We start from the raw sequence: 26,658 nt of genomic DNA on the forward strand, positions 1-26,658 counted from the left end.
TTGGCGCTGGACTAAACAAAGGCCCCCTTTTAGGGGGCTCACACAAAGCCACCTTCTTTAGAAGGTGGTAATTTACTATTTGGCAAGTTAAGTAGGTAGACGATAGTAGCAATGAATTAGCCACATCTTGGTGCTTTCGCGTTATACGCAGGCAGCTTATTTATGGTTGCTTGTAAATCTTTAATGCGCGTACTGTGCGATGGGTGGGTTGAGAAGAATTCAGGTGGTTGAGAACCACCTGATGCAGCACTCATATTTTTCCATAAATCGACACTTTGACGTGGGTCGAAACCTGCTTTTGCCATGAATTCCAGCCCGACAATATCAGCCTCAGATTCCTGAGTACGACCGTATGGCAAAATAACACCGTATTGGACACCGACACCAAGTGCCGCCATCGTCATTTGTTGATACTGTTTGTACTCGGAAGCTCCAATGGCAACGTTTGCTAGAGACAACCCGGCATTTGCTAACTGACTTTGTGAAAGACGTTCATTACTGTGGTCAGCGAGGACGTGAGCGACTTCGTGACCAATAACTGTTGCCAACTGATCTTGGTTTTTCGCGACATCTAAAAGCCCGGTATACACGCCGATCTTCCCACCTGGTAGAGCAAACGCATTGACTTGTTCACTATCAAAAACAACGACTTCCCAGTCTTTAAATCCAGATTGAGCGGGAATGGTGTCAGTGATGTGTTTGGCAACGCATTGAACGTAGGCATTCGTTTTGCGATCTTTGCTGATTGGGATATCTTTCTTCATTTGTTCGAAAGATTTAGCGCCAAGCGATGACATTTCCTGATCTGAAAACATCAGGATCTGGTTGCGACCCGTCGGTGATGCGCTACACGCTGTTAAACCCGCGATAGTTAAAAGAGCAGAGGCTTTCATCCATACCTTCATAACAGGCTCCATTTAATTTTTTGTTTTGAAGCAATAGTATATACCCAAATAGTAACATGATGCATGGATCAAGTTATTCATCTGATTAATAAAGAGGGTGAGATGTTACGTCTTGAAGTTATGCCCAAGTAGCGTCTATGCTAGCTTCCTAGCACATCGTTACAACCTAACAAACCAGTTTGTGAAACTAAGAGTAAAACAATGAGTATATGGAAAAAGCCCGTAAGCATAGAGATTCTGAATGCCACGTCAAAAAATACCCTGATCGAGCACCTACAAATTAAATATACAGATTTCACTGACGACTCCCTTACAGCAACCATGCCCGTATGCAGCTTTACTCATCAACCTTTAGGAATGCTTCACGGTGGTGCATCAGTCGTGCTCGCAGAAACATTAGGCTCATTGGCTGCAAACTTCTCTGTCGATGAAGGCAGCTACTGCGTCGGTTTAGATATTAACGCGAACCATGTGCGAGCCATGCGAAGTGGTCATGTGATTGGTACGGCAAAACCGCTTCATCTGGGTATTTCAACGCAAGTGTGGCAAATCGATATCACTGATGAGCGAGGCCGTTTAGTGTGTACCAGTCGCTTGACCATCGCTGTGAAACAACACAAAACAAAGTCGGTATAAACTAAGATGGTGATTGAGTTTTCATTAGGAAAAATCATTGCAACCCAGCGTGAAATAGTGATTAAGCTCTCCGGTAGTGCAATGGTAACCTTGCAAGCGCAAACCGATGCAATTCAGTTGCTGGGTAGAGGAGCGAACGTTGTTTTATCTCATGGAGCAGAGTGCAAATGGTCTATCAAGCTGGACAACGAGGAACAACTGGCTGAACTTTCGCGAGAAATTGGTATCGATATTCAATAATCTACAGTGTGATGTTTGCACTTTTTGGTAAAAATGAGGAAACTTAGCTTATCGACAACAAGATAAGAATTTCCTCTTTATGAGTAGCCCTCGTTTACGTGTTCAGTTCGAAACACTGTTTGAAAAATTTTCCGGTCACGATACGGACGTTCAGCTCGAAGACATCACCGAAGCGTTGTTTTGTACACGTCGTAATGCTCGTATTGTTCTAAATAAACTTGAAGAAGAGGGCTGGATTGAGTGGCATCCGGCAGCGGGTCGAGGAAAACTTTCGAAACTCGTTTTTAAACGTAATCGAAGCGATGTCAGCGAAAACCTCGCCAGGCGTTATCTCGATGAAGGGAAAATCGGTCAGGCTCTAGATGCGCTTGATAACGATGCGGCACGATTGACGCAGGTTATCCAAGGTTATTTAGGGCTTCAGCATCGACAGGGCGAGCAGGTCGTGCGTTTGCCTTATTATCGACCATTGTCGATGTTAAACCCGCAGAAACCGATGCGGCGTTCTGAACAGCACATCGCCAGACAAATTTTTAGCGGACTCACTCGCCTTGATGAAAATGAACAACTTCAACCAGATTTAGCCCACACGTGGGAAGCAATTTCTGATACACATTGGCGTTTTTATCTTCGTCGTGGAGTACGCTTTCATAACGGTGAACCGTTAACAACCAGTTGTGTTCTTGAAAGTGTGCTTGCGTTAAATAGCTTGAACTTGTTTTCTCACATAAAGCGGGTGTCTTCGCCACAAGAGTGGACCGTTGATATTGAGCTCGTCCGTCCTGATCGCTACCTGCCTCTGGCTCTGAGTGAGTCGCAAGCAAAAATTTTGCTACCGAGTGCTTTGCGTTCTGAAAGCTTCGATAGACAACCGATAGGGACTGGGCCGTTCCAAGTTAAAATGAATGATGATAAGCGTCTTATTTTGACTGCTTTTGATGGCTACTTTGGTTTTCGCCCTTTACTTGACCAAGTGGAGGTGTGGGTAATCGATGAAGCCTATTCTTCAATGGTTTATCCAAGCCTGTCAAAGCCGAAGATGGATAAACAAGGTTCATCCGATGAAGTAGAGCTGGACCCTGGATGTACATTCCTATTACTAAACAAAAACACCGGGATTGCAAAAGATCCACGTTGGGCAGAGTTCCTCTCGCAAACCCTCAACAGTCACCAGATTTACGCGCATGTTCCACAAGATAAAGTGATGGAACTGGGAGTATTGCAAGCCTTTGGCCTTAAGCCCGGTTGGATTGATCTCAGGCCAGCGGAAGCGGGCAGCGTACCACAGGCTAATAAGGTAATTTCCGTAGCGTATCAGAAAAAGCATCCGATGTTTCCAGTAGTTGCCAAGGCCATCAAGACACTCTTAAAACCGCACGGTATAGAGGTTGAGTTTATTCGTTATGATTCTCAACCGCCCGCACCGGAGGAAGTGGATATCTGGGTGAAAGCTATGGGCATTGCAACGAACCGAAATGACGCGTTGGCGGGCTGGCTCCTGGATTACAGTGATATTGAGAAGTTCAGTTCAGGTTACGATTTTAGTGAATGGGCTAAACTTGTCGATCAATGGCGTGCCGGCATGCACACAGACTTTCCTGCGCGTGAGCTAGGACGACAATTAGTAAAAAGCTGTCAGGTGATTCCTATGTTTCACTGCTGGCTAGGCGTGAATAAAGACCACAGCGGTGCGTTACAAAATGCAAAGTGTAATGCCTTAGGTTGGTTTGATTTTAATAATGTATGGGTCAAACCGGATATAGAAAGTAACCATGGCGAAACCGAATAAAAAACAACCGACGAAAACCGTCGATATCTTTTGCTCTAAATGTAAAACTCAACTATTTAAGTACCGTAAAGGCGGGAAAGGCGCACTGGTTAAATGCTTCAAAGAGCGCATTGTTGACGATTTCACACAAACCCCATGTATTTGCCCCGCTTGCGGACAAGAGTTTGCAAGAGACACTTTAGTAAGAGGAACCCCCGCTTACAAAATGATTGGCGGCAAAGTGACGATGAAATAATAAAGGGCTAGAAAATGAGTATGAAACATGACTATTGCATGGTTTTAAGTACAACCAGTAATGAAAAAAATCGAGATCAGATCATTAAAGGTTTGCTAGATGCTCAATTAGCCGCGTGTATTCAAACGATGCCTATTGAAAGTCACTATGTGTGGAAAGGGGAGATTTGTACTGACAACGAATGGTTGCTGGTGATCAAAACTCGTCGAGAACTTTATGAATTGGTGGAAGAGAAAATAGAAAACCTGCACGAATACGAGGTAGCTCAAATCGTACAGGTTCCAATTGTTGATGGGTTTAACCCTTATTTAGAATGGTTGAGAGAATCGACGTTGAGCCGACATTAAGAATAACGACAACACTGCACCAACGGTATCGCACAACATATCTTTCTGGGCGTCCCATATGTCACCTTGCGAGCCCAGAAAGGCAATTCCCTCATCGCCACCAGCCAACTCCGCATACCACCATTCGATAATCTCATAGCCAGCAGCAAGTGACATGATAGCAAACAAAGCAAACCAGCAAGAGAACGCTTTGTTGAACCGTTTTTTGTTTATCAAGTATTCAGCGATCGGATATGCGTAAAGGCCAATTGAAAAGTGCGCAACGCGATCAAAATTATTTCGCTCTGAACCAATCATGTCGTTAAACCAGTCAAACGGCACTTCGGAGAACGTATATTTCGCACCGATAGTGTGCAAACAGAGCCAGATGAACATTAAAAAGTAAGCCGTATTACTGAACTGATAGCGAATCGAAATCGCCCAAATAGCAACAAGAATACCAATCGCCGGGATAATCTCCGCAAACCAAACTGCGCGTGAGTTAGGTTCCAACGCAGAAAATAAAAACACGATGGCATAAAAAATCGTTAATCCTAAGAGTGTCGAGGTGCTTTTCATAGAGTTACTTGATCCTTCAATTTATCTTACAGTGGGACTCCATAGATTGTGTTAATGATTGCACTTAATTGAACGCTGTGCAATTGATGTTTTAATGGTTTTTTTGATCACTGAAAATGTTGATTTATTGGCAAACTGCTCAACATTAAAACGTTTGCGCGTGCAGTTTTCATTAAAGTTTGATTTACAACATGCCCATCCATAGAATCCATGATTCAGTCTAATAAAAAAGAAGTAAAGCCATGAAACTGGAAACTGTCGATTATCTTGCTGACGATGCTGCTCAACAGTTCGTTACCTCTCTACGCGAAACGGGGTTCGGTGTGTTGAAAAACCACCCGATTCCACAAGAGCTTGTAGAGTCAATTTACAAAAACTGGCATGAGTTTTTCTGTTCAGATCAAAAGAATGATTTTCACTTTAACGTAGACACCCAAGATGGCTACTTCCCACCTTCTGTGTCTGAAGTGGCGAAAGGGCACAAAGTGAAAGACATCAAAGAGTACTTTCATGTTTACCCTTGGGGGCAGATCCCAGAGCAGCTTAAAGCTGAAATCTTAGAGTACTACGAGCGTGCCAATGCATTTGCTCAAGAGCTATTAGGTTGGGTTGAAGCGTACGCACCTAAGGACGTTCAAGAGAAGTTCTCTATCGCGTTGTCAGAAATGATCAATAACAGCGACAAAACATTACTACGCGTGCTTCACTACCCACCGATGACAGGCGAAGAAGAGCCCGGCGCTATTCGCGCTGCTGCGCATGAAGACATTAACCTGTTAACGGTTTTGCCTGCTGCTAATGAACCTGGACTGCAAGTAAAGAGTAAAGAGGGTGATTGGATCGATGTACCATGTGACTTCGGGAACTTAATCATCAACATTGGTGATATGCTTCAAGAAGCGTCAGGTGGTTATTTCCCTTCAACGACTCACCGTGTAATCAACCCTACGGGTGGCCGTCAAGAAAAGTCACGTATCTCATTACCGTTGTTCCTGCATCCAAAGCCGGAAGTGGTGTTATCTGAGCGCTACACTGCACATAGCTACCTTATGGAACGTTTACGTGAGCTAGGGGTTATTTAACCTTTACGTGATCTCCTTACAAAGGCCGATGGTGAATGACTATCGGCCTTTTTGCATTTATGCTACAAAGTGGAAACTATGTTTTTTGTGCCGTGAATGGGGCCCTAAACTCGTGTCAGAGAGGATGAATGGAAGGACAACGTACTGTCAATAGTATTGAGCCTCATGCAATAGAAAATCCGCTGCTTTGGCCAATGTTAGAAATTCTGAGAAAACAGCCCTCTAATTGGAAAGTGCACACCTTGGCAAGCTCGTTGGGTGAACAAGGTTATATTTCAAAGCTGGACGACTCTCCCGATAAGGATTTATTCAAAAGAAATTTCCTGATCATGAATGCATTATATCAACTGCAAGACACTCTGTATCCGGATAGCTGGCTTCAAGTCGAAGCCATGGATATTCAGCTCATGTCTTCGATGGAAGCTTTGAGGCATAAGATCGATATTCATGATCCTTTGCGTGAGTATTACTTAGATTGGCGCAATTACGAAGCGGACGAAGATGAAGTGCGTCGACTGTTGAATGAATTTTGGACAACTTATCAAAAGTTCATCGGTGGTTCGTCAGTAGCCAGCGTAGATAAGACAAAGGCACTGTCACTATTTGAACTTAACACTGACGCTACGCCTGCGGAAATTAGAAAACAATGGCGAAAACTCGCGCTTCGTTGGCATCCTGATCGGGAAAATGGCAATGCAGAAAGATTTAGAGTTCTTTGTGAAGCGTGGAATGTACTGAGAAACGAATGATTCGCTAAGAATAAAGATAAAGGAAGGCAGCTAACTATAGCTGCCTTTTGATTGAACTGTCTTTGTCAGCGTATCAAAACTAGCATGATGGCTTAAACTGAGATTTTCGCATGCGGTTGAGGGCAGCCATAACGTCTAGTGTGCGTGGTTTGGCTAAGTCGCCTTGCTTAGGAAGAACGGCATGCCACTCACCAGACAGCATTTCTTCAATCTCCTTCGCCGGATGATTACACCAACCTGGAAGTTGAGCGATTTGGAACCATAACCAGCCAATTGTGTTGACTTCATCGGCTGACTCTATCTGTTCCAAAGCACTAAGATCAGTAAACTCTTTACCAAATCGAAGTGACTCTTTGCCTTTCGCATTAACACGGAACTTGCCGTCAGTCAGAATATTCATCAAAGCAACGCGGTTTAGTGCTCGAGGTGGGAAGGTCTGTAAACGTTCTTCCGACTCGTTATGACGTTGAGTAGGGTGCTGAGCGATAACTTCTTTCGCTTTTTCAGTCACGTCAACGGCTTGGTAGTCGTGCATTTGAATGACGGTATCGGCAACGTCTAAGTAGTCGCCAGACCCACCCATAACGATAATGGTAGAGATATCAAGATCATCTCGTAATTGACCAATGCGGTCGACGAGAGGAGTAATTGGTTCATCACCTTTTGCCACCAATGCCTGCATACGCTCATCTCTAATCATGAAGTTGGTAGCAGAAGTATCTTCATCAATCAATAATGTGCCTGCACCCGCTTCAATAGACTCTTGAAGCCAAGCGGCTTGCGACGTTGAGCCTGACGCGTCTTGAGTAGAAAAGTCCGCCGTATCTTTACCCATCGGTAAATGGTTGATGTAGTTCGACAGGTTCAAGTGGTGTACGCATCGGCCATCTTCGGCACGAATCTTCATAGCCTTGTTATCGGCAACAATGTATTCGCGGCCATCTCCTGGAATATGATCGTAAATTGAACGCTCTATTGCATTTAATAAGGTAGATTTACCGTGGAAGCCACCACCTACAATCAGTGTGATACCTTTTGGAATTCCTAATCCTGTGACATGGCCCTTGTTTGGCGCATGTAAAGTGACTTGTAGAGATTCAGGGGCTTTAAACTCAACGGCTTCTTTCATTGGAAGGTCGCAATTACCTGCAATTCGAGGAAGAATACTGCCGTTTGCGACAAACGCGACTAAGTTATTGGCCTCTAACTGTTCTCGTAGGGCATCTTGGTCTTCAACAACTTGGCAGTGCTTAATTAAAGCGGCTTTGTCGAGTTCACGCTCTAAAGTTGCTCGACGGATAAACTTAGGCAGGTGGAAAGTCAGTATGTTGTTGGCTTTTTTCCCCAATACTGAACGACCTTCGGCTGGTAAGTTAACTCGAAAACGCAGTTCAATACCTTCTTCAGTAAACAACACCGCGGTGCTATCCAGTACAGTTTGGCCTGTCAGTGAAATTGATACTGAGTTTTCTTGTTTAGCAAACTGTTCAAAACTACGCGCAATAAAATCACGTGCAGCTCTTTGAAATGCAGGAGACTCGTCTCTTAGCCACTCAAGACCAGTCAAAGACCATGCGCGAGTCGCACGAAAACGTGACGCCGATGCATAAGGGTCACCCTGTACATGATCGATAAACAAAGTGAAATCAGTGAAGTCGTATTGACCTTTGATTTGCTGATAAGCTCGGTAGTTCTGCTTTTCAATTTTCTTAAGCGTGGCAGTCAACTGATCCATGAAGATATTGGCCTTTTAATAGAAGCGGGCGGCGATTATAGAAACCACCGCCCTCATAGTAAAGAGAATGCTTAGGAAGAGTAGGCGTATTGCCCGCCAGAAAGGCGCTGATTAAACAAACTTTGCTCAAATTCATTACAAGGCATAGGTTTACCATAAAGAAAACCTTGTCCGATATCACAACCCTCACCAATAAGAAACTGCTCTTGTTGGTGGGATTCAATGCCCTCGATCACTACTTGGAGTTCCAGTTTTTTTGCAATGTGTATGATTGAACAAATGATCTCGCGATCATCATCTGACTTTTCCATTTGCTGGACGAAGCTTTTATCAATTTTGATGGCATCAAACGGATATTTCTTTAAATAGCTGAACGAAGCATATCCTGTACCAAAATCATCAAGTGACAATGTCACACCTAGTTTATGCAACTTATTTAACGTTGTGCGTGCTACTATTTCATCAGCAATTAGAGCGCTCTCGGTTACTTCGAGTTCGAGAAAGTGTGCTGGCAAATGGAAAGTGTCGAGTAGGTGTTGCACTTGTTCTGCAAAATTTACGTTTTGTAATTGAATGGGAGAAACGTTGACGGCAATTTTGAAGTTATCGATTAACTCAGACCATTGTTTCGCTTTGTCTATCGCGGTACGCAGAACAAAAGAGCCAACTTCAAAGATAAGCCCGTTTTGTTCGGCCATATGTATCAATGCTTCGTTGGAAACGTCGCCAAGTATTGGATGTCTCCAGCGAAGCAAGGCTTCTGCGCCAATCCATTTACGTGTTTTGGAGTCTACTTGAGGTTGAAAGTACAACACTAAATCGTCGTTACGCACTGCTTGTAAAAGGTAACTTTCCAGTTCATTGTGACTATTGAGATCCGCCGAATGATTTTCTCTAAAATAACTAAAAGGTTCGCCGGATTCTTTACATAGAAGCATCGCGTAACATGCATGTTGAAGGATACGCTTAGCATTGCTGCAATCTTTGTAAGCTTGAACTATACCGATATACGTGTGCAAATGTATTTCTGTTTTGTTGAAGACAAATCCATCTACGCTAATTTTAGTGATATCATCTAATAGTTGATTTAACCGAGCTTCAATATCCTCTCCCCAAATCAATAAAACCATGTCATTCGAACTTGGTCTACCAGTGATAAATCCGCTAGCACCGTGTCTGGTTAATCTGGAGTGAAATTCTTTTAAAATGTTGTCAAAGACCTCGAACCCGTGCCTTGTCTGAATACTGCGAGCGTTACTAAAACCAATGTTGATGACCACAAGCGATTGCTGATCACTATCAAGGGACTGTAAGGTGTATTGGACAATGTTCTCAAGTGCAGAACGATTTAGAAATCCAGTTCCCTGATCATGTGTTTTTTGGTAGCTCACTTGTTTTTCCGCGGCTTTACGGCGATCAATTTCTTGTGTTAAGGAGTAACTTAACTGGGCTAAATCCGTGGTACGATTTTCAATTCGACTCTTTAGCTCGGTGTTAAGTCGCTGAAGTTTATGTTGTTGGTACACAACTGAAAGCTGTGCTTCGATTGAATCTTTGAAAGTTTCAAGCAACTGACGGTAACTATCGTTGTACTCGTTTCTCTCAGAGTCAAGCATACAGATTGTTCCAAATGACTCCCCATTTGGCCAGAATAGCGGTAAGCCGCAATAAGAAATCATGCCTAGTTTGATGTCTGGGTTATTTTGCCATTCTTCATCTTCAAGCGCATTGGGGATTACAAGCTCGCCTTTCTGTTCTATAACTTGCTCGCAATACAAACCGTTACCAAGCTGCTCTGCATCGCCAGTACGATAAGGATTACCTAGAGTTTCGCTAGATGTATTTACTTCTATGCGATCCGGATGGATACGCATAATTAATGTGGTGGGTACGTGTGTTATTTGAGCCAGTAAGTTGACGATTTCTTGCCAACTTCTTCGCATAGACTCAGGGATTTCGTAGTCTAATGTTTGCAATCTCCCCATATAGGTCATCCTTTACGTGGTTTCACTTCCTGTGAATTAAAAATGCAGACTGCTCTATTTTGTTCTCGCTTTTTAATTAAGTATAGGGTGGCTAGGGCTCGAAACAAAAAAAAGTCCTGAAAAGTGTTCAGGACTAGGAATAGTTGTCACATATCTCATCCTTGAAACAGGTAACAAGCATCAAGGCTTAAGCGACATTAACGATTCAATAGAAATGTCTTGCGAATAGTCGACATCTTCAAAGTTAAAGCCATTGAGCTTCATAAACTCATCTTTAAAACCTTGGTAATCACCAATCTCTCTAAAGTTATCAGCATTCATCTGTTCTAAAAGAGCGTGGACTTCTTGTTGAACTTGCGGTTCAAGTTCCAAGTCATCTATTCGAATCAAGCGTTCACCGTCAACTGGCACTTTCTCTTGATCGTATAACTTCGTAGTAAACAGTCGCTGCATTTGTTCAATACAGCGTTCGTGAGTACCTTTTTCCTTCATCACTCTATAAAGCGCTAACAGGTAGGGACTTAGCGCAGGGATGAATACACTGGCTTTCGTCACCAACGCCTTACACACGGTTGCGTAAGCACCGCCGTCAAAGTTGGCGAGTTTGAGGTTTAATGAATGACTGGTTTGGTGTAAATCGATTTTCGCTCGACCTAACGTACCATCGAGATAAATTGGGTGCGTAATGTCAGGGCCCATGTAAGAAAAGGCGATGGTTTTGCAGCCGTTTGCAATAGAGTCGTTATTGATGAGTGTGTCAATCCAGCTTTCCCAGTCTTCGCCGCCCATTACTTTAATGGTGGCATTGGCTTCCTCTTCTGTTGCAGGCGTTAAGGTGGTTTCTATCCACTTATCGTTCTCCAGCATGATAGAAGCGCCAGTGACAGGTTCACCAATCGGTTTAATGACACTGCGCCAAAACTCATCAGATTCAGGTTTAGGTCGAACACCGGTTGCCAAGCTATAGATGACTAAGTCAACTTCACCCTCAAAGTACGTTTCAATGGCTTCAATCACTTGATTGCGCACCGAACCAGAGAATGCATCGCCAACAATATTTATTGCGGTACGCCCGGCTTGATTTGCTTCCTTCTTAAAAAAGACGTTGTTATACCAACCCGCACTCCCAACCCCTTTCTCTGAAGGGCCACGCTCAAATGAGACGCCAATGGTATCGGCGTTAGCGCCACCGAACGTTAGGGCTATTCGGGCCGCTAGGCCGAAACCAGAGGAGGCACCAATAATCAAAACCCGTTTTGGGCCTTTTTTGATCTGTGGGGCGCGTTTTACGTATTCAATTTGCTCTTTAATAGATGCATGACACCCTTTGGGGTGTGCAGAGCGAGCAACAACACCTTGAATTAACGGTTCTATTCGCATGTTGTTATCTATCCTCGATGAGTGGAATTGAAAATAGATTAACGTAAAGTTACGTAAAACTTATTGAGCTAGACCATTAAAATTAGAGATGTTTAATTAATTCTTGAGCAACGAAATCAGCGATCCAAGGTTGTGCATCTGGTTTTGGGTGAAGGCCATCATCCATCATCCATTCTGGTTTGGTGACAACATGCTCTAAGAAGAATGGCATCAAGGCAACTTGTTGATGCTGTGCAAGCTTAGGGTAGATATCGTAAAACATATCGCTATAGCGCTTACCATAATTAGGTGGAACCCGAATTTGCATCATGACAACGTCCGCACCAGAATCTTTTACCATGGTAATCATTTTTGAAAGATTCGACGTAATAAGTTTAGGAGGGAAACCTCTTAGGCCATCGTTGGCACCTAACTCAATAAGTACCATGTCAGGGCTATGCTGAGTTAGCAACTGAGGTAACCGTTCTAAGCCATTGCCGGTTGTATCGCCAGAAATGCTGGCATTAATAACTGTTACATCTTGACCATGTTCTGACAACGCATCAGGGAGTAAGCTAGGCCAACTCTCTTCGATCGGCATCTGATAGCCTGCACTCAAGCTATCACCCAAGACAAGTAGCTTTTCGCTCGCATGTGCAGTAGCGGAAAAACAAAAAAATAGAACTAAGGAAAGTATACGAATCATGCAAACACCTGTACTTAATGCACCTATTGTTCAAGCCAATTTGGTTTCTAAACAAGTCTCTACTAATCAAGAACAATTAACAATCCTCAAAGACGTAAATGTTGACATCCGAAAAGGAGAAAAAATCGCCATCGTCGGAACTTCCGGTGCAGGTAAGTCAACATTGATGACGTTGCTAGCTGGTCTTGATACGCCGACATCAGGCGAAATTACTTTATTAGGTCATGAATTATCAAAACTGGACGATGAAGCACGTGCGAAAATTCGGGCTGACTCTTTAGGTTTCGTTTTCCAAAGTTTCTTGTTAATCCCGAGTTTGAGTGCATTACGTAATGTCACGCTTCCTTGTCTTTTACGTGGTGAAGCCGAAGATGAAGCAAGAGCAGCGGAATTATTAGCTGCTGTTGGATTGGAAAAACGTGTCGACCATTTACCAAGCCAGTTATCTGGTGGTGAACAACAGCGAGTTGCGCTAGCGCGTGCATTTATGACACAGCCTGAGCTGTTGTTCGCAGACGAGCCTACCGGCAATCTTGACCATCAAACCGCAGACAAAGTGATTGAGCTGCTATTCGATCTTAATGAACAGCACGGGACAACTCTGATTTTAGTAACACACGATGGTCATCTAGCAAGCCGATGTGACCGTATCTATCGTATGGAGGCGGGTGAGCTTAAGGAGGAGATATAATGTCTGCAGTATCATCAAGTGAAGCAACATCCACAGAGCAAAACAGTACAACACAGCACTCGCCGAATAAAAGTTTGATACGTTGGAGTTTCGGCGAAATAAGGCAGGGGAACCTTTGGCCTATTAGCGTTGCTCTTATTCTCGTGATTGCGAGTATCTTTGCGCTTTCTGCATTAGCAGAACGAATGGAGCAGGTGATCGTCAAGCAAGGGAAGGATGCATTAACGGCAGATGCGGTGTTTGTGTCTGCTAATCCCATTCCGGACACGTTGTTAGCCTCGACTGAAAGCCTTGAACGTTCGACGATGACACGCTTTGCCACTATGGCATTTAGCGATAATGGTATGCAGCTTATTTCTGTAAGGGCGGTGGATGATAATTACCCTTTAATGGGAGAGCTCGTTCTTGAAAATAATCCAGCCGGTCGCGTTAAAGAGAACCAACTCTGGCTTGATGAGCGGATTATGACTCAACTAAGCGTAAAGCCAGGTGACAGTGTCACGATAGGCGATGCCGAGTTTACTGTATCAGGCGCAGTATTGATGGAACCAGGCTTGAGCTTTAATCCATTTCAGCAAATGCCTTCTGCATACATTCATCAAAGTGACGTAGATAAAACAGGAGCAATTCAAGTTGGGAGCCGAGTTCAATACCGTCTGTTTTTACAAGCCGATGATAAAACACTAAAGAGCTTACAAGATGATACGCAGCTTTCTCCGAGCGATCGCTGGCGCACGCAAGATACTGCCAGTCGTAGTAATGAGGTTTTTGAACGCACGACGCAGTATCTGTCGTTGACCGTAGCGATTGTCATCATTATGGCAGCGACAACATTGGTTCTTACTTGTCAAAATTACGTGAACAGCCGGACACAAACTATCGCGATGTTGAAAAGTCTTGGTGCGAGTCGCCGATGGATTGAAAAGTGGTTATTTATTCAAGTCACAATCCTTCTCATTAGTGCCAGTGTCGTCGGTCTATTGTTAGGGAGCGGGCTGGAATATTTATTACGCATTCCACTCAAAGACTTATTACCCGATCCACTCCCTGGTTACGGTGTCACACCATTTTTGGTGGCATTTATCTCAGCAGTCTTGATTACGGTGCCTGCTCTCGGTATACCATTGTTAGGCTTGATTAAAACTCCCGCGTTAGAAGTGCTACAGCAGGGTAAAGCGCAACGTTCTTGGAAGCGAATGTTACTTGTTCTAGTTCCCGTTGTTCCATTGCTTTTACTGTATGCAGATAACACCTTAGTTTGGATCGTGCTCACTGGTATAGCGGTACTGTTTGTGGTACTCGCAGCAGTTAGCGTCATACTCACAAAGCTGTTTGCACGTGTGTCAACCCATCCTGCAATGAAGCTTGCGTTGAGTCGTATCAACCGGACGCCAGTAACCAGCGGCCTACAGTTTGGTGCTTTGGCATTATCTTTGATGTTGCTGTCTATCATTTGGCTTGTGCGCAGCGATATTCTCGCGGATTGGGAGAGAACCTTACCTGCAGACGCGCCAAATGTGTTCGCTTTGAACATTGGTGATTATGAGCTCGATAACTACCTAGAAACCCTAGATAAAAATGGAGTTACGCGGTCACAAGCTTATCCAATAATTCGTGGACGACTAACAGAGATTAACGGTCAAAACGTCAAAGAGATTGATTACGAAGGAGAAGGTTCTGACGCGATACGTCGAGAGCTAAACCTGACATGGGGAGATACCCTACCAGAATATAATGATGTGCTTTCGGGTGAATGGACAAACAAAGGGAGTGTATCTGTAGAAGCGGATGTAGCAAATGACTTAGGCATCAAACTCGGTGATACGCTGCGCTTTGTAATAAACAGTCAGAATTACGATGCAGTAGTAGATACCATCCGTTATGTCGAATGGCGTGACATGAAGCCTAACTTTTATTTTATTTTCTCATCTGACGTGATGGCTAATTTACCTGGTTCTTACCTCATCAGTTATAGGATTGAAGAAGGAAATGAAGCGTTGTTGACGTCAATGTCACGTGCTCACCCAACGGTCTCTGTTTTAGATATCCGAACTATGGGCGAGAAAATTCAGGCTTTGATTCAGCAAATCGTATCAGCAATCACCATCCTTGCTCTTTTAGGCGTTGTTGCTGGTCTGCTGCTCATCTTTACGCTACTGAGGTTAAGCTTGTCCCAACGCCAACAAGAGATTCGTTTGTATCGCACATTAGGTTCAAGTAAGAAACGGATCAACACAACCCTGTGGGCCGAGTACGGAATTATGGCGTTGATTGCTAGTGGTGTTGCGGTATTCGCTGCGGAAGTTTGTGTGGCCGCAGTCATGACATATGGATTCGATCTCAATGCACAAATTCACCCCGAATTGTGGATAGCTTTACCGCTTGCAACATTTGTTACGTTGGCACTTGTAGTGATGAGTTTGTTGAAAAGATTGTTAACGCCAGTAAACACTTAATCGCAGCGAGTGTTATCAAGTTTGGAACACTCTATGACACTTTTATTTTAGTTATCCACAAAAACAGTGGATAACTTTTGGGATAACTAAATGGGGTAAAAAGTGGGGTGTTTCTGCAGGCTTTGCGCCATGGGTCTTACAGTGAAATTCTTATTCACATAGACACAAAAAAGTGTCTTCTTAACCATGTCGTCAAGTACTTTTTCGCAAATTTTTTCTACTTTAATGCACTTTACAGGCGCTGTTGGATATTTCGCAAACCCATGAACTTTTTGTGATTTTAATCAAGTCCAAACACGAGTAGAATTCACCGTTAGTAAAGAATTTTCCTTATAAAATTTTTAGTGAAGCAATGAAGTCTGAGTTTCCAAGTTATAAAGATAAGCATATCGCTGTTGTTGGTGGCGGTGTAGCAGGTGCAACAGCAGCAATTCATTTTGCGGAGCTGGGTTTTAAAGTTTCCGTAATAGAGAAGGGCGTATCACTAGTAAATGGTCCACCCATTTGTCATTTGCATGCTGGTGGTAATTTATATCGAGAGATTTCCGAGCAACAATGCTTAGACTTGTTAGCACAATCTATTGATACTGTTCGCCTGTATCCGCTTTCACTGAATATTCGTCCGACAATCATCGCGGTTCCTCATTCCGATGGTGGAGACCCATCCACACTAATTCCGCGATTAGAGGTTGTGAAAAGTGCTTATCAGACGCTCGTTGATAAAGATGAGAGTAATAAAGTGCTCGGCGAGCCAAGCGAATACTACAAACTGTATTCAAAAGCGGAGCTAGAAGCTCTCGCGCAACGTACTCAACCAAGTCATCCTACAAACTTCGATGAGTGGTGCATTCCTTTTGCTCAACATGCTGATCTTGAAGCGCTAAAGTATCCGGTTGTCGCAGTTCAAGAATATGGTTGGAGTGTTTTTCGCCTCGCCGCAATTGCCAACTTAACACTAGATACGCTTCCTAATGCTTCGGTCTTCACACAAGCAACGTTTAAGCAAGCCGATTGGATGGGGGAACACTGGCAACTTGGCTATGAACGTGAAGGTATCGATTACCTGATGACATGCGACTACTTGGTTAACGCGTGTGGCTTTGAAACAGGCTCAATTGACAACACAGTTGGTGCCAAGCGAGACAGGTTGGTGGAGTTTAAAGCCGCTTACGTTACGAGGTGGGCAGACTGTCAACAACAATGGCCAGAAGTTATTTTTCATGGCCCGCGTGGAACCGATAAAGGAATGGCTCAATTGACGCCTTATGGCGATGGTTACTTTCAACTTCATGGTATGACAAAAGGAATCACGCTGTTTGAAGATGGTTTAGTGGAGAGCACGAACTCATCTGCTCAACCTGAACTGCCTATGCCTTTACTCTCGAAGATCCGTTACGGCTGGAGAGAAGAAGTGTTAGAAGAGCGAACGAACAACGCCATCAAACACATGGCGCAGTTTATTCCCGACTATCACTCTGCTGTAAAAGGAGGAAAAGCATTGTTTGGCGCTCAGCAAATTCCCGGAACAGACCCAGTACTCAGAGCGGCAGATGTGACTTTTGAAGATAACCACTACGCGAGAATAGAGGTGGTAAAAGCGTCATCGACACTACTCGCAGCGCAAAAAATGCTTCAATTCTGGTTTGACATCGATCCTAACCAAAATGTGGAAACACAGCATCCGGTCGCTGTAAAGTGGTCTGAACAAGAGGTCGAGCAGTACGCGATTAAACTCACTCAAGAGCGAGGCTATCCACAAGCTTTAGCAGTGCGTTATGGTATGCCTGCATAATCGGCTGTGTTTGGGCTCAGTGGTTGTATTAATACCCAAAAAACTGAGCCCATTGGCACCATACTTCTTGCAAGCCTAGTCTATCTCCTTTCACAAAATTGACTTTTTGTCCGGGTTTCGCCTGTGCTAGTCTAGGTAAGTCAATACGGGCTACGCAGCCAAATTTAGGATACCCGCCAATAGTCTGGTGATCGTTGAGCAGCACAATAGGGTTACCATCGCTAGGTACTTGAATTGAACCTAATGCAATTCCCTCTGATAGGACGCCTTCGTAAGGTGGACGAATGTTATTGCCCTCAAGACGGTAGCCCATGCGATTCGAATTTGGGGAGATGATGAATGCTTTGTTATAAAATGCTTGGCGAGCGTCTTCATCAAAGTCCTCGTTCTGATAGCCTTCAATCACTCTCAGCTTAATGGGTAAGTTGTAATCTGGCTTAAAGCGAAACGTCATTTGCCTTGGTTTACGTTTCGGTAAGTTATGAGGGACAAAGGGAAGAATATCACCAGCTTTCAAAGCGCCACCATTTGAATCATAACCACCTAGAGATTCTCGCAAGACGGTCGATGCGCTTCCTAAGTGCTGAGCAACATTGAATCCACCTTTAACCGCTAGGTAGGAGCGAAGCCCATTCCTTGCGACTCCGAACTGAAGCTTCTGTCCTTTTTTCAACGTAAAGTCAGACCAATTTGAAATAGGTTCACCATCTATTTTTGCATTTAAATCACCGCCACATATAGCAAGGTGGCAGTTATGCAAGGCAATAAAACAAGCGTTACCCAAAGTAATTTCAATCGCAACGCAATTGACTACGTTACCAAGCAAATGGTTGGCCCAACTGTAAGCATAGTCGTCGACCGGGCCACCTTGAGTCACACCGACATGCGCCAAGCCAAAACGACCAAAGTCTTGAACTAAAGAGAGCGGTCCTGGCTTTTCCACCAGTAATCCACCGTAACTCATAGTACGCCTCCTAAATCGATAAACTCTTGTTTTGAAATAGCATTAAAGGTGACCTTGTCACCCACTTCAAACGGTATAAAAGGAGGAAAGTCGGAGAAGAGCGCAAGCGGGCTTTTACCAATAATGTTCCATCCGCCAGGACTATCTGATGGATAGACGGCCGTTTTAGAGTCTGCGATTCCGACACTTCCGGCCGGCACGTGAGTTCTTGGTGTGGCAAGCCTTGCCATGTGCAATTGAGTATCAACGTCAGAGAGAAATGCAAAGCCTGGAGCAAAGCCAATTGCAGAAACCGCGTACTCGGTTTTCGTATGCAGGGTAATAAGATCGTCTAATGACAGACCTCGCTTTTTAAAACGAGATAGATCTAACGCGGTTTCTTCAGAGTAATATACAGGGATAGTAATGTGATTCGGCTGGGAAAGCTTAAGTGATTGAGTATCAAACTGGCTCACGATTTGTTGCAGCTCATTGACTAAGTTCTTTTCGTTGATTCGAAAAGGTAAGTAATCAATGAGAATAGTTTGATAGGAGGGGACAACGTTCATAACAATTGAAGCGAAAGTTTCTCTTATGCTGCGAGCAAGCTCTCCGACTGCATTTTCAGAAATACTCTCATCAAACTTAATGAAAATACTGCACTCGGAGATCAAAGAGATATTAAATTTCTCTTTATGCATTAATTTCCTCCAGCGTATAGGCTTTGGCGGATCTTTTGGATCAGCGCGATCGACTCTTCATTGTCACCATGAACACAAATTGTATCGGCTTCCAATAATATGTAACCGCCTGAAGCGGTTTTGACACGCCCAGAGTCAGCTAAGGTCCGGACTTGCTCAAGTATCGCGTGCTCGCTTTTTAACACGGCATTGGGCTGTGTTCTAGGAGTCAGTAAGCCGTCATCTTGGTATAAACGATCTGCAAATGCTTCAAATAGCAAGGGAACATCATAATCGTCTGCGATTTCTAAGTATTTTTCGTTTTCCTGTGAAGCTAGGATCATTAACGGTACTTTGAACAGTGCTGCCGCCTTTACTACCGCTCTAAATATCGCATCACTTTTCATCATGTCGTTGTATAGAGCACCATGAGGCTTTATGTAACTGATGTCTGTGTATTGCGCCCGGCATAATGCTTGTAAAGCACCAACCTGATATATAACCATGTTCGTAATTTCATCACCCGTCATGCTTATGCTTCGTCTGCCAAAGCCTTGTAGGTCGGCGTAACCTGGGTGTGCGCCAATATCAACATCGTTGTCATTCGCTAGGGTGATGGTGTCGTGCATGACATTAGGGTCGGAGGCATGAAAACCACACGCGATGTTCGCCATATCAACATGGGGCATCACGTCTTCATCTGCGCCCATACTCCAAGAGCCAAAGCTCTCGCCCATATCACAGTTCAATGTAAGTTGCTGTTTATTCAATGTCATACGTTTTATTTCTACACAAGCAATGGGTTTACGATGCAGGAAAATGCATCTAGGTTCAGTGACTCACTTCATTCTTCTATCATGAAAACGAAGCTTTTTGAGCAGATAGCTGACGAAAAAGATCACGTTAGTCCATAAAGATGTTGCCGTTATTTGAGTTGATCCGAATTTTAAGGTATTTCGTTTCTTTTCCATCCAATTTTTGAGAATTTAAGGTTATTTTGCATTAGCATCGTGTTAATCTTGTCGCCCTTCATGGGTGATAGATTGCATAATGGTTCTTCTGTCATTTTTGTGGTTGTCTGCGACAGGAATATATATGTCATTACGAGCGAAGCTTATTTGGCCTCTTCTGGTCTTTTTAACGGCTATCTTTGTTATCTCAAAAGGTTACACCTCGTATACTGTATACCAATCGTCTAAGCATGAACTGGTCGAGCAGACAAGAAAGTTGATTAACAACGTTTCTTTCTCAATTAAAGATGCGCTGACGACAAAGGACAAGCAAAAAGCTCAAACTATTCTCGCCAACTTTTTAAACCAGCCAAATGTAACGCGGGTCAAACTTTATGACCAAGATGACCAACCATTCGCTGTTATGGAGATAAGTGGGGCACTAGCACCCGTTCCCAGTCAAACCGAAAGAAGTAGGTTGCACGCTCTAGGCTATGCCTTATCAACCAAATTTCTTTATGTTCTAGAGCCGATTATCCATGATGGCTATGTCATTGGTAGCATTAGAGTCACGCTTTCTCATCGCCCAATCGTAGAAGCCATACAATCTTTACTTCAAGATGGCGCTTTACTTCTTCTGTTTCTGATCGCTGGTGGCACTGTTTTTTACATAAGTATCGAGAGGCTTGTTCTCAAGCCCGTGATGGAACTCAACCGCGTAATAGAGAATGTGACACACGGACGAAACACGGAAAATCAAGCTCGCTATTACGCCAAGGATGAAATTGGAGACCTCGCGAGCTCTTTCAATCAAATGATGAATAGGTTAACAGTACGTGAGAAGCAGCGGCAACATTCGCTAGACACACTAGAACAAAAGCGCGCATTTTCAGAAGAGGTTATCGAATCTGTTCAGCATGCATTAGTTATTACAGACAATTCCGGACGTGTTATTCATTGTAATACGGCGACTCAGCAAATATTTCAAAAAAAAATAGATGAACTTAAATATGCCAATATTCGTGATTTAATTAAAACTAAAACACCGAATGAGCTGAGTCAGATCCTGAGTCGAGGCCTAGAGTGCGATGATATTCACCTCAAAAATGCAGATAACGAACAGCAGTTGAGCCTAACCAGTCGTCGCCTCTCGACACATGAATACTTACTGTTTTCGATTCAAGATATCACCGAAATTGAAGAAGCCATAAACCGGCAACGTGTTGCGGGACGCGTTTTTGAAAGCAGCCAAGATGGTCTCATTGTTCTTAATCATCGCGGTGTCATTACGATGGCAAACCCTGCCGTCACTAAATTAGTCGGCTTAGAGGTGGATCAGCTTATTGGGAAGTCATTCATCCAAACGCTAAAGTGGCGCAAGTTACAGGAAATGATGCCTAGTATCATCGAGTCGATAGAAAATTATGGCGTTTGGCAAGGTGAAGTTATCGAGAAGAACCATATTGGTCAGTTTGTACCGATGTTTGCTCGAGTCAATCGTATCGTTAAGTGTGAAGACTATGGTTTCTATGATCTGGTTATTGTTCTTACCGACCTTTCCGGCGCAAAAGAGATGGAACGATTGGAGCATTTAGCTCATCACGATGCTTTAACGGGGTTAGCCAATCGATCTAAGTTCCATTTAGAGTTGGAACAACTAGTACAACGCTCTGGATACTTGCGTGACGAATTTGCAGTTTTGTACCTCGATCTGGATGGATTTAAAGAAGTTAACGATACCTACGGTCATGATGCAGGTGATGAAGTTTTGAAAAAAGTTTCCGAGCGTCTAACATCTGCGACGAGACATAGTGATTTAATCGCAAGACTTTCTGGTGATGAATTTGTCATGTTGGTTAATCCCGCCAATCAAAAAGTGGTCACCCGAATAGCAGAACAGTTGCTCGAGAGCATATGTGCTCCAATTGAGTACAAAGGTCACTTACTCAAAGTTGGCGTTAGTATCGGCGTAAAATTAGTCGGCGTAAATGAGCGCGATGCTACTCGAGTTTTAAAAAGTGCGGATACGGCAATGTATCAAGCAAAGAAAGCCGGGAAAGGCCAAGCAATATTAATGGGATGCGAATTACAAGAGACAGTTTAAATCGTAACGTCAAAGCTTTAAACTAACCCGATTCGCGTCAGAAGGAATAATAAAATGAAAGTACTCGTTACGGGTGGTATGGGTTATATCGGTAGTCATACGTGTATTCAAATGATCGAAGCTGGCATGACGCCAGTAATTCTAGACAACCTGTACAACAGTAAATCTACGGTATTAGATCGAATTGAAAAGGTATGTGGTGTAAAGCCAACCTTCATTCAAGCCGATATCAGAGACAAATTGGCGATGGTAGAAGCACTAAAGTCGCACAATATTGAAGCTGTTATCCATTTTGCAGGTTTAAAGGCCGTCGGTGAGTCTGTAGCAAAACCTCTAGAGTATTACGACAACAACGTTAATGGCACGTTAGTATTGGTTGATGCAATGCGTGAAGCCGGAGTTAAATCGTTGGTATTTAGTTCATCAGCGACTGTATACGGTGATCCTGCATCTGTACCCATCACTGAGGACTTTCCAACTAGCGCAACTAACCCATATGGGCGCAGCAAATTAATGGTAGAAGAGTGTTTAACCGACTTCCAAAATGCGAACCCTGACTGGAGCATTACACTTCTTCGTTACTTTAACCCGGTAGGTTCACATCCAACAGGCGAGCTAGGTGAAGATCCTCAAGGTATTCCCAACAACTTAATGCCGTTTGTTTCTCAAGTTGCGGTAGGGCGCAGAGAGTTCCTTTCTGTGTTTGGTAGTGATTATCCGACCAAAGATGGCACAGGCGTACGTGATTATATTCATGTAATGGACTTATCCGATGGTCACGTTGCTGCATTAGAAAAAGTAGGTAGCAAAGCTGGCCTTCATATCTATAACCTCGGTACTGGTAACGGCTACAGTGTACTGGACATGGTGAAAGCATTTGAAGCCGCAAGTGGTAAAGATGTCCCATACCAACTTGTTGAGCGTCGTCCAGGTGATATTGCAGAGTGTTGGGCGGATCCATCAAAAGCGATGAATGAGTTAGGTTGGAAAGCAACTCGTACTCTAGAAGAAATGACTGGCGATACATGGCGCTGGCAGTCTACTAACCCTCAAGGTTATCCAGATGCCTAATCTTTAATTTACATAATAGTAACAAAAAGGCGCATAATTGCGTCTTTTTTGATCCAAATCGGAAAAAATCGTAAATTACTGGTTAAAAGGTAGCAAGTATATATAGAGCTGTTAGACTATGCCCGACTCTTAATTTGGGTTATAAATTTTCTCGTAGCTATTGGGGTAGTTCATGGAACTCGGTCTGATCATCACTTTCATCATTGCAGCAGCAGTAATGGTGAAAAAAGAGATGGCAAAACAGTAAACTTTCATTTTTCATACTTTTCTTTACATTTTTGAAATGAAAGCCATAAAAAAGCCAGCATTACGCTGGCTTTTGTGTTTTTAAGGTTTAGAACTCGTATTTAACACTAATGTTGTAATTACGCTCAGCTTGCGTTTTGTCTCGACTTAACTCAGTCTTACCGCGAACATCGTTCCAAAGATGGTATTCTTCATTCGTTAGATTCATAACACCAGCACGAATGGTTATATCTTTCATTGGTTTGTAGTACGCCGTTAAGTCAACGACTGTCGCAGACGGCAAAGCAACTTGGTCTTTGATTCCGCCTTTATCACCATCAGAGTTGATATCACTGTTCGATTTCTTAGCCGTGTAGTTTACTTTTAGGCTTGTCCCCCAAAGTGCATTTGGTGAATCGTAATTTACAGCAGCTACGGCATTCCATGGGTTTACACTGTTCAAAGGATTACCATCACCATCTTCACCTTCTGTGTATGCTGCAACAAAGCGAGTTGTCACGCCTGATGGAAGACCAGCAATGGCATGCCAATCAAGACGGTTAGAGAGCTCAACCCCTTTAATGTTTGCTTCACTAATATTGATATTTGTGAATTCAGTTAAACCACCATTGTTTGATGACGTTTGCTCAATAAAGTCACTGTAATCACTGTAGTAGAACGCTACTTCAGTTGCAGACGCTGCAGTGTTATGACGGTAACCAAGTTCATAAGACAAACTCTTTTCAGATCCCAAATTTGGGTTAGGGCGGTTGGTATAGCCATGAGCCGGATTATCGTAGGTGTAGTAAAGCTCGTCGAACGATGGCGCTCGGAACCCTTGGCTCACTTGCGCGAAGATCGTGCCAGGTTGCGATACAGAGTAAGTTGCTCCTAAACGACCAGTTAATGCAGAGTCGCTAAACTTCTCGAATGACTCTTCAGAAGTATTTGAAGGATTAGTAGAGAAGTAATCGTAACGCACACCTGGAGTCAGAATTAGCTTGTCATTAAGAAGCGAAATTTCATCTTGCAAGAATAAACCAAAGCTTTCTTCTTTTGCATCCGGTGTGTAAACGTAAACAGTATCTGGCGTGCCAGGATCGGAATTAAACTCGCGATTGGTATTACTGATGTCACTATGTTTGTACGATATTCCGTAAACAATATAGTGATTTTGAATCTCTTTATCTAACTGAGTTTCGAATTCAAATTTGTCTTCAGTATATTCGTAATCTTTTTTCTGTTGGTTGTCACCACTAGGCGGTACGTAAGGTGGGTAACCTGGGCTGGCTTCGATAAAGCGATTAGACACGCCGTTTTCTTCTTTACCAATCCATGTAAGCTTGGACGTGATCGTATCCGAGATAGCTGCATCTGCAAACCAAATGTGCTTGAGCCCAATGCGATTTTGCTTGGTTGTGTCTTCAGCGTTGAAGTTTTTGTAACTTTTATGTGCGATCTCTGAGTCAGTCTCGTTGTAAATAACTTCTCCCAAGAACTCCAAGCGATGAGCGTCATTCAATTGAGATTGAAGTTTTACCAATAGATCGTTTTTGTAATAATCTTGGTTGTCCACAGAATAGTTATCGTAAGGCGCCTTAGAGAAATTTTGTAGCTCTGCACCATCACGGCGTGTAAAGGCTATAAGTGCTTCTGTATTACCGAAACGCTTTGCTAAAGCTACATGCTCACTAAAAGAGTTATCTTCCGATGAATAAGAGAGTTTAGCTTGACCACCAAAGTCTTTACCATCTTTGAGGAAATCCTTCGGATCTTTTGTTTCGAATGCGACAACACCGCCAATTGCATCACTACCATGTAGGCTAGAAGCTGCTCCTTTAACAATTTCGACACTCTTTAGCATATCGGGGTCGACAGTAACGGCACTAGAATTGATAAACGAATATGGTCCACCGCTGAATACACCTGGTTGAGATGCACCGTCTACTAAGATTTTAACTCGTTTACCTTCCATCCCGCGAATGTTAATACTTTGGACGCCTTGGCGTTGAGTGCCATTAACAGTAACCCCTGGCGTATACTCGAATAGATCATTCAAGTCCTTTACCATGTTTTCTTCGATGTCTTTCTCTGATACAACAGCAACAGAAGCAGCAACAGTGTTTATGGTTTGGTTGGTACGGGTGGCCGACACAACGACTTCTTCAAACTTAGAAGCTTCTTCCGCATAAGCAGTATGGGAAAGGGCAACTAAAATGGAGGCTGACAAAATTGATTTTTTATACATTGGCTTCAATACCTTAGATCCATAATAGGTAACAACACGCGGATATTAATGGATCTAAATGGTAATTACTATCATTACCATTGTCATTTATTGATTTGTATTGAATCTTCTTCTTAGGCTATGAGCATTCCTAGTCTTTAGTTATCAATATGTTATATTATTTGTCGTTAGTTCTTGATAAGTTCATCCAAATACAACGAATGTGATGAATGTCACATTAAGAGAGGCCATGTGCAGAGTCCAATTACGTTAGAAGCACTCCATATTCTAGATGCTATTGATCGAAGAGGGAGTTTTGCTGCTGCTGCGAATGAGTTAGACAGAGCCCCGTCATCGCTGAGCTATCAAATCCAGAAACTCGAGCAAGACTTAGACATTATTATCTTCGATCGCTCTGGTCACAAAGCCCATTTTACTGAAGCAGGTAAGCTTATTCTTGAAAGAGGAAGAGCCATTTTACAAGCCAGTGAAAAGTTAGTGAACGATGCAACGTTATTGGCGAATGGCTGGGAACTGGATATTACCATTGCCTTCGATGGCATTATTCCTATATCCAACTTTTTCCCGATGGTTGATGCGCTGGCCGAGGTCAGCTCAACTCGAGTCAGGCTGCAAGAGGAGATTCTGGCTGGTAGCTGGGAGTCGTTGAATACGGGGAGAGCTGATTTACTGATTTGCCCATCACTGGATACGCTTCCTCAAGAAGTTAAGTCAGAAAAAATTGGTAAAATGAGTATGTATTGGGTAGCTTCCGCTGATCACTATGTTCACAAGCGTAGTGGTAAGTTTGATGAAGCAGCGCGAGAAAAGTATCGGATTATTGCTATTGCAGATACCGCACGTGAGCAACCAGCGCTCTCAATTAATATCATTCAAAAACAGCCTCGCTTGACCGTCACCAACTTTACGGCAAAAGTAGAAGCGCTAACTGCAGGTTTAGGCATTGGTACATTACCAAGCCAAATTGCACAACCTCTTATTGATAGTGGTGTATTGAAACGAATCGAAGGCACTGAAGAACAGCCGATGGATATTATTTTGGCATGGCGCCGGAACACTATGGGTGAGGCAAAATCCTGGTGTATTCAGTACTTAAAAAAGAATTGGAAACTAAAGTAACAACGTAACTTTTACTTCTTAGATTCCCATTGATTATCGAATGTAAGAAGTAA

At 43.3% G+C, this 26,658-nt stretch carries 23 protein-coding genes; 13 read left to right on the forward strand and 10 right to left on the reverse strand.

Going from position 1 to position 26,658, the window contains the following annotated elements:
* Positions 1-116: 116 nt before the first annotated feature.
* Entirely contained in the window at positions 117-905 is a 789-nt protein-coding gene (locus tag R7F67_RS15720; RefSeq protein WP_017634168.1) for a M48 family metallopeptidase, read from the reverse strand.
* A 201-nt stretch (positions 906-1,106) separates the two neighbouring features.
* On the opposite strand from R7F67_RS15720, the gene R7F67_RS15725 reads away from it, so the two are divergent.
* The 5 genes from R7F67_RS15725 (at position 1,107) to cutA (ending at position 4,152) form a co-directional block, all read left to right on the forward strand.
* Positions 1,107-1,541 carry a hotdog fold thioesterase gene (locus R7F67_RS15725; protein ID WP_005376340.1) on the forward strand — a complete coding sequence of 145 codons (435 nt, stop codon included), beginning with the start codon at positions 1,107-1,109 and terminating at the stop codon, positions 1,539-1,541.
* Between the two features lie 6 nt (positions 1,542-1,547).
* Positions 1,548-1,781: a DUF3389 domain-containing protein gene (locus R7F67_RS15730; protein WP_005376338.1), complete on the forward strand. Its 234-nt coding sequence runs from the start codon at positions 1,548-1,550 to the stop codon at positions 1,779-1,781.
* A 79-nt stretch (positions 1,782-1,860) separates the two neighbouring features.
* Positions 1,861-3,570 (forward strand): SgrR family transcriptional regulator, encoded by a 1,710-nt coding sequence (locus R7F67_RS15735; protein WP_053307684.1) that lies wholly within the window; start codon positions 1,861-1,863, stop codon positions 3,568-3,570.
* Entirely contained in the window at positions 3,554-3,805 is a 252-nt protein-coding gene (locus R7F67_RS15740) for a hypothetical protein (RefSeq protein ID WP_005376334.1), read from the forward strand. Before R7F67_RS15735 ends, R7F67_RS15740 begins: the two co-directional genes overlap by 17 nt.
* 14 nt (positions 3,806-3,819) lie before the next feature.
* A complete protein-coding gene (gene cutA / locus R7F67_RS15745; RefSeq protein WP_005376332.1) occupies positions 3,820-4,152 on the forward strand; it encodes a divalent-cation tolerance protein CutA in 333 nt (110 codons plus the stop codon).
* Here the strand turns inward: cutA and R7F67_RS15750 are convergent.
* A complete protein-coding gene (locus R7F67_RS15750) occupies positions 4,114-4,710 on the reverse strand; it encodes a DUF2238 domain-containing protein (protein WP_005376330.1) in 597 nt (198 codons plus the stop codon). The two genes, cutA and R7F67_RS15750, sit on opposite strands and share 39 nt — an antisense overlap.
* A 242-nt stretch (positions 4,711-4,952) precedes the next feature.
* On the opposite strand from R7F67_RS15750, the gene R7F67_RS15755 reads away from it, so the two are divergent.
* The gene (locus R7F67_RS15755; RefSeq protein WP_005376329.1) at positions 4,953-5,792 is read left to right on the forward strand and encodes an isopenicillin N synthase family dioxygenase; all 840 of its coding nucleotides are present in this window, start codon (positions 4,953-4,955) and stop codon (positions 5,790-5,792) included.
* A 128-nt stretch (positions 5,793-5,920) separates the two neighbouring features.
* Positions 5,921-6,541: a DNA-J related domain-containing protein gene (locus R7F67_RS15760; protein WP_005386286.1), complete on the forward strand. Its 621-nt coding sequence runs from the start codon at positions 5,921-5,923 to the stop codon at positions 6,539-6,541.
* Between the two features lie 79 nt (positions 6,542-6,620).
* Here R7F67_RS15760 and R7F67_RS15765 read toward each other — a convergent pair whose 3' ends face one another.
* From R7F67_RS15765 to tesA, 4 genes are all read right to left on the reverse strand, one after another.
* The gene (locus R7F67_RS15765) at positions 6,621-8,276 is read right to left on the reverse strand and encodes an ABC-ATPase domain-containing protein (RefSeq protein ID WP_213895335.1); all 1,656 of its coding nucleotides are present in this window, start codon (positions 8,274-8,276) and stop codon (positions 6,621-6,623) included.
* A gap of 71 nt (positions 8,277-8,347) precedes the next feature.
* Positions 8,348-10,261, reverse strand: a complete 1,914-nt coding sequence (locus R7F67_RS15770; RefSeq protein WP_017821934.1) for a sensor domain-containing phosphodiesterase — start codon at positions 10,259-10,261, stop codon at positions 8,348-8,350.
* Between the two features lie 180 nt (positions 10,262-10,441).
* Positions 10,442-11,641, reverse strand: a complete 1,200-nt coding sequence (fabV, locus tag R7F67_RS15775) for an enoyl-ACP reductase FabV (protein WP_171342934.1) — start codon at positions 11,639-11,641, stop codon at positions 10,442-10,444.
* An 82-nt stretch (positions 11,642-11,723) separates the two neighbouring features.
* The gene (tesA, locus tag R7F67_RS15780) at positions 11,724-12,326 is read right to left on the reverse strand and encodes a multifunctional acyl-CoA thioesterase I/protease I/lysophospholipase L1 (RefSeq protein ID WP_171342935.1); all 603 of its coding nucleotides are present in this window, start codon (positions 12,324-12,326) and stop codon (positions 11,724-11,726) included.
* On the opposite strand from tesA, the gene R7F67_RS15785 reads away from it, so the two are divergent.
* The 3 genes from R7F67_RS15785 (at position 12,325) to R7F67_RS15795 (ending at position 17,265) form a co-directional block, all read left to right on the forward strand.
* On the forward strand, positions 12,325-13,017 hold the full coding sequence (locus R7F67_RS15785; protein WP_005376323.1) for an ABC transporter ATP-binding protein: 693 nt from the start codon (positions 12,325-12,327) through the stop codon (positions 13,015-13,017). The two genes, tesA and R7F67_RS15785, sit on opposite strands and share 2 nt — an antisense overlap.
* Positions 13,017-15,473 (forward strand): ABC transporter permease, encoded by a 2,457-nt coding sequence (locus R7F67_RS15790; RefSeq protein WP_318057267.1) that lies wholly within the window; start codon positions 13,017-13,019, stop codon positions 15,471-15,473. Before R7F67_RS15785 ends, R7F67_RS15790 begins: the two co-directional genes overlap by 1 nt.
* Positions 15,474-15,825: 352 nt before the next feature.
* On the forward strand, positions 15,826-17,265 hold the full coding sequence (locus R7F67_RS15795; RefSeq protein ID WP_033907074.1) for an FAD-dependent oxidoreductase: 1,440 nt from the start codon (positions 15,826-15,828) through the stop codon (positions 17,263-17,265).
* A 28-nt stretch (positions 17,266-17,293) separates the two neighbouring features.
* Here R7F67_RS15795 and R7F67_RS15800 read toward each other — a convergent pair whose 3' ends face one another.
* Genes R7F67_RS15800 through R7F67_RS15810 form a run of 3 tightly spaced genes read right to left on the reverse strand, consistent with a single transcriptional unit; the run spans position 17,294 to position 19,664 of the window.
* Positions 17,294-18,229, reverse strand: coding sequence for a biotin-dependent carboxyltransferase family protein (locus R7F67_RS15800; RefSeq protein WP_005376316.1), 936 nt, complete (start codon positions 18,227-18,229; stop codon positions 17,294-17,296).
* Entirely contained in the window at positions 18,226-18,909 is a 684-nt protein-coding gene (locus R7F67_RS15805) for a 5-oxoprolinase subunit B family protein (protein WP_053303615.1), read from the reverse strand. The genes R7F67_RS15800 and R7F67_RS15805 overlap by 4 nt, the downstream gene beginning before the upstream one ends.
* On the reverse strand, positions 18,909-19,664 hold the full coding sequence (locus tag R7F67_RS15810; protein WP_005386314.1) for a 5-oxoprolinase subunit PxpA: 756 nt from the start codon (positions 19,662-19,664) through the stop codon (positions 18,909-18,911). The genes R7F67_RS15805 and R7F67_RS15810 overlap by 1 nt, the downstream gene beginning before the upstream one ends.
* 319 nt (positions 19,665-19,983) lie before the next feature.
* Here R7F67_RS15810 and R7F67_RS15815 point away from each other — a divergent pair, with 319 nt between their 5' ends.
* Together R7F67_RS15815 and galE are read left to right on the forward strand one after the other, a co-directional pair.
* On the forward strand, positions 19,984-21,942 hold the full coding sequence (locus R7F67_RS15815) for a diguanylate cyclase domain-containing protein (RefSeq protein WP_054575990.1): 1,959 nt from the start codon (positions 19,984-19,986) through the stop codon (positions 21,940-21,942).
* A gap of 54 nt (positions 21,943-21,996) precedes the next feature.
* A complete protein-coding gene (gene galE / locus R7F67_RS15820) occupies positions 21,997-23,013 on the forward strand; it encodes a UDP-glucose 4-epimerase GalE (RefSeq protein ID WP_005386320.1) in 1,017 nt (338 codons plus the stop codon).
* Positions 23,014-23,347: 334 nt separating this feature from the next.
* Here the strand turns inward: galE and R7F67_RS15825 are convergent, their stop codons facing one another.
* Positions 23,348-25,486 (reverse strand): TonB-dependent hemoglobin/transferrin/lactoferrin family receptor, encoded by a 2,139-nt coding sequence (locus R7F67_RS15825; RefSeq protein WP_053303617.1) that lies wholly within the window; start codon positions 25,484-25,486, stop codon positions 23,348-23,350.
* Between the two features lie 231 nt (positions 25,487-25,717).
* Between R7F67_RS15825 and R7F67_RS15830 the strand changes: the two genes are divergently transcribed.
* A complete protein-coding gene (locus tag R7F67_RS15830; protein ID WP_017634152.1) occupies positions 25,718-26,605 on the forward strand; it encodes a LysR family transcriptional regulator in 888 nt (295 codons plus the stop codon).
* Positions 26,606-26,658 lie beyond the last annotated feature (53 nt).

The organism is Vibrio sp. YT-17, from assembly GCF_033337375.1.
GTDB classification, from domain to species: domain Bacteria; phylum Pseudomonadota; class Gammaproteobacteria; order Enterobacterales; family Vibrionaceae; genus Vibrio; species Vibrio alginolyticus.

Coding starts and splice junctions, on each gene's coding strand:
- R7F67_RS15720 (WP_017634168.1), bottom strand. CDS start 905: ATGAAGGTATGGATGAAAGCCTCTGCTCTTTTAACTATCGCGGGTTTA.
- R7F67_RS15730 (WP_005376338.1), top strand. CDS start 1,548: ATGGTGATTGAGTTTTCATTAGGAAAAATCATTGCAACCCAGCGTGAA.
- R7F67_RS15760 (WP_005386286.1), top strand. CDS start 5,921: ATGGAAGGACAACGTACTGTCAATAGTATTGAGCCTCATGCAATAGAA.
- fabV (WP_171342934.1), bottom strand. CDS start 11,641: ATGCGAATAGAACCGTTAATTCAAGGTGTTGTTGCTCGCTCTGCACAC.
- R7F67_RS15765 (WP_213895335.1), bottom strand. CDS start 8,276: ATGGATCAGTTGACTGCCACGCTTAAGAAAATTGAAAAGCAGAACTAC.
- cutA (WP_005376332.1), top strand. CDS start 3,820: ATGAGTATGAAACATGACTATTGCATGGTTTTAAGTACAACCAGTAAT.
- R7F67_RS15735 (WP_053307684.1), top strand. CDS start 1,861: ATGAGTAGCCCTCGTTTACGTGTTCAGTTCGAAACACTGTTTGAAAAA.
- R7F67_RS15750 (WP_005376330.1), bottom strand. CDS start 4,710: ATGAAAAGCACCTCGACACTCTTAGGATTAACGATTTTTTATGCCATC.
- R7F67_RS15800 (WP_005376316.1), bottom strand. CDS start 18,229: ATGAGTTACGGTGGATTACTGGTGGAAAAGCCAGGACCGCTCTCTTTA.
- R7F67_RS15740 (WP_005376334.1), top strand. CDS start 3,554: ATGGCGAAACCGAATAAAAAACAACCGACGAAAACCGTCGATATCTTT.
- R7F67_RS15815 (WP_054575990.1), top strand. CDS start 19,984: ATGTCATTACGAGCGAAGCTTATTTGGCCTCTTCTGGTCTTTTTAACG.
- R7F67_RS15770 (WP_017821934.1), bottom strand. CDS start 10,261: ATGGGGAGATTGCAAACATTAGACTACGAAATCCCTGAGTCTATGCGA.
- R7F67_RS15805 (WP_053303615.1), bottom strand. CDS start 18,909: ATGCATAAAGAGAAATTTAATATCTCTTTGATCTCCGAGTGCAGTATT.
- R7F67_RS15810 (WP_005386314.1), bottom strand. CDS start 19,664: ATGACATTGAATAAACAGCAACTTACATTGAACTGTGATATGGGCGAG.
- R7F67_RS15755 (WP_005376329.1), top strand. CDS start 4,953: ATGAAACTGGAAACTGTCGATTATCTTGCTGACGATGCTGCTCAACAG.
- R7F67_RS15785 (WP_005376323.1), top strand. CDS start 12,325: ATGCAAACACCTGTACTTAATGCACCTATTGTTCAAGCCAATTTGGTT.
- R7F67_RS15795 (WP_033907074.1), top strand. CDS start 15,826: ATGAAGTCTGAGTTTCCAAGTTATAAAGATAAGCATATCGCTGTTGTT.
- R7F67_RS15790 (WP_318057267.1), top strand. CDS start 13,017: ATGTCTGCAGTATCATCAAGTGAAGCAACATCCACAGAGCAAAACAGT.
- galE (WP_005386320.1), top strand. CDS start 21,997: ATGAAAGTACTCGTTACGGGTGGTATGGGTTATATCGGTAGTCATACG.
- tesA (WP_171342935.1), bottom strand. CDS start 12,326: ATGATTCGTATACTTTCCTTAGTTCTATTTTTTTGTTTTTCCGCTACT.
- R7F67_RS15725 (WP_005376340.1), top strand. CDS start 1,107: ATGAGTATATGGAAAAAGCCCGTAAGCATAGAGATTCTGAATGCCACG.
- R7F67_RS15825 (WP_053303617.1), bottom strand. CDS start 25,486: ATGTATAAAAAATCAATTTTGTCAGCCTCCATTTTAGTTGCCCTTTCC.